This is a genomic window from Desulfobacter sp. UBA2225, from assembly GCF_002348205.1.
Taxonomy (GTDB): domain Bacteria; phylum Desulfobacterota; class Desulfobacteria; order Desulfobacterales; family Desulfobacteraceae; genus Desulfobacter; species Desulfobacter postgatei.
Genome location: NZ_DDYV01000031.1, coordinates 1 through 2,522, shown reverse-complemented (window position 1 = coordinate 2,522; position 2,522 = coordinate 1). Strand labels below are relative to the sequence as shown.

General features: G+C 49.9%; 2 protein-coding genes. One reads left to right on the top strand and one right to left on the bottom strand.

All coding sequences use genetic code 11. From position 1 onward, the window contains the following. The first annotated feature begins 360 nt into the window (after positions 1–360). Positions 361–1,335: an alpha/beta hydrolase gene (locus B3D59_RS01345; protein WP_286817279.1), complete on the top strand. Its 975-nt coding sequence runs from the start codon at positions 361–363 to the stop codon at positions 1,333–1,335. Here the strand turns inward: B3D59_RS01345 and B3D59_RS01340 are convergent. Beyond that, the coding region (locus B3D59_RS01340; RefSeq protein ID WP_286817278.1) for a radical SAM protein at positions 1,332–2,522 on the bottom strand (1,191 nt) is incomplete at its 5' end. The genes B3D59_RS01345 and B3D59_RS01340 overlap by 4 nt on opposite strands.

Below are 2,522 nucleotides of genomic sequence, written 5' to 3'. Positions count from 1 at the left end.
GCTCCTGCAGTCAATTAATTTAATTTCAACGGCTATTTAACAGCGTTTTGCCCAGTTGTATGCACTCCTGTACCCGGAAACCGATTTTTAAACTTTTAAACATGATTTACGTTTTGTTTGAACGGTTGTCAACTTGAAAGCTCCCGAATTGACAAGCTCTAAGATCAGTCCAATTCCATTCTCATGCGACTGTGCCCGGCGTTGAATTTTATCGTCAGGACAGAAGGCTTTACGAAAAAAATCGCGAACGGATTTCAGAATACGAGTTGGACTTGTGTGTGGGATATCTGTATATTGAATTAATACAATTGAATAGAAATTATCGATCCGGTGTGAACCCTGCAAAGGAACATAAGCCAAATGATTCTGTTAGTCAGCCTTGTGGTCATTGCTGCAATCATTTTTTTATCCGGCCCCCGGATCCGTATTGATCAGACCATATTCCCCAAAAATCTTCCTTTGAATTTGGATGATTATTTAGTCCTTCAGGAAAAGAGGTTTTCAGATATTATTCCCGGCACCCGGAAAACCTTGATATGGGCGGGTATACCGAATGAACGGACTGAATTCAGTGTGGTCTATATCCACGGGTTTTCAGCCAAGCGCAAAGAAACAGCCCCTTTAAGCGACCTTGTGGCAAAAACCTTGGGTGCGAATCTGTTTTATACACGCCTTACCGGACATGGCCGGACCGGTCGGGCACTGGCCCATGCCAGTGTGAATGACTGGCTTAATGATGTGGTTGAAGCCTACGAGATCGGTCAACGCCTGGGAAGAAAGGTGGTCATGATCGGCTGCTCCACCGGGGCCGCTTCCCTTGCCTGGCTGGCCCACCGGGCCGTAACCGCGGGTGGCATGGACGCTCTTTATGCCTGCATTTTTTTATCGCCCAATTTCAGGCCGAAAAACAGCTTCTCATCCATGCTTGCCTGGCCCTGGGGAGGGCAGATTGCCTGGGTTGTCATTGGAAAAGAAAGGGTTGTATTACCGGAAAATCAAGGCCATGAACAGTATTGGAGTACCCGGTATCCTGTGACCGCCCTTTTGCCCATGATGGGTATGGTCAAACTTGTCAGGGGGCTGGATCTGTCCAAAATTTGTGTGCCCTGCCTTGTGATCTATTCTCCCCAGGACCAGAGTATTCATACCCCCTCCCTGGAACATGCCTTTAATCAAATGGGCTGCCTCAGAAAGCGGCTTGTCCCCTTTACCGGTTCCGCGGACCCGGGGAAGCATATCCTGGCCGGTGATATTTTTTCCCCCGGAACAACCGAAGAACTGGCGGATATGATCGTTTCTTTCGTGCTGGAAAGTGATTCAAGGTTTGCTGTTTAAAATTTTTCCAAAGCCGTTGGCCGGGGTGGGCGTCTGCCGTTAAAGAAATCACAGGCTTTGTAATATTGAAGGTCCTTGAGCCAGCAAGCGCCGTACTCTGGGTCTTTGGCCATTCTGGCTGCAAGGTGCCATGGTGCGCAAAAGGCTTCCATTAATGGGCCGCCAAGTTCTGTGGGGTCCCTGAAACATTCCCGGTCACAGGCCAGGCAGTATCCTGTAGGATTAATGGCTTTAATGTTTAAGTCCGGAAAAGCGCCTAAATTGTCAGCGCCCCTGTACCCGCATGGGTAGGTGTTTCCGTCGGTGCAGTTGACATAGAAGAAATCAATGCCGCCTCGGCAGCCGTATGGTGTGTCTGTTTTTTCGCCTGAATAGACCTTGTGGAGGGTGTGCAGGCCCGCAAGGGGTGAAAAAATTCTTATTTGGGACCTGAATCGGGGGATGGTATCTGAAAGCGCTTTGAATAGGAGTGCTTTTTCCGTACCCGTAAAACAGACCACCCGGTCGGCAGACGCTGCTGCATAGACAGCATTCAGGTCACCTTTATCTTCGCTGTCCGCCATGCTCATGGGGTAGCAGGCATTGGCAATGGTGAATCCCATGTTGATCACCTTGCGATAGAAGTCGGCAAATCCCTGGGCAAAGGCCTGGTAAAAGGGCGATGCTTCCGGGGCGCAAAGGTCTTTTCGGGTCGGCGATTCAATATTCCGGGTGAGTTGGGACACATTGCGGTTCAGGCCCAGATTCACGGAAGGGAAAATTCCTGCATGATGAAAAAAGGGTAATGCTTTTTCCATACCCCGGACAACGCCGTTAAACCCGCGCATTTGCTCATGGATGTGCGGGACGGATGAATCCAGGCTTATCCAGAAGTTGCGCAATGGGGTATCTGCAAGTTCATCGGCAATGGCCTTTACCTTGTCTTTGAAGCCCGGATTTTGATGGTCGGCAAAAAAAAATCCGTTGCTACCTGTGCGAATATAGGGAATCCCTGCTTTTCCGGCGTGCCGGATAAGTTCGGGCAGATCCTTGCGCAGCAGCATGGGTTCCCCGCCGGTAAAGGAAATGGCCTGGAATCCCTTTTCCCCTGCCGCATCAATGATTTCTTTGAGCTGATCATTGGAGAGCCTGGTTCTGTCAAATGTACTGGTTTTGCGCATGCCGCACTGGGGGCAGGTGGCATTGCA

What these genes read in the sequence shown, in the direction of transcription:
- B3D59_RS01345 (WP_286817279.1), top strand. Translation starts at nt 361, where the DNA reads ATGATTCTGTTAGTCAGCCTTGTGGTCATTGCTGCAATCATTTTTTTA.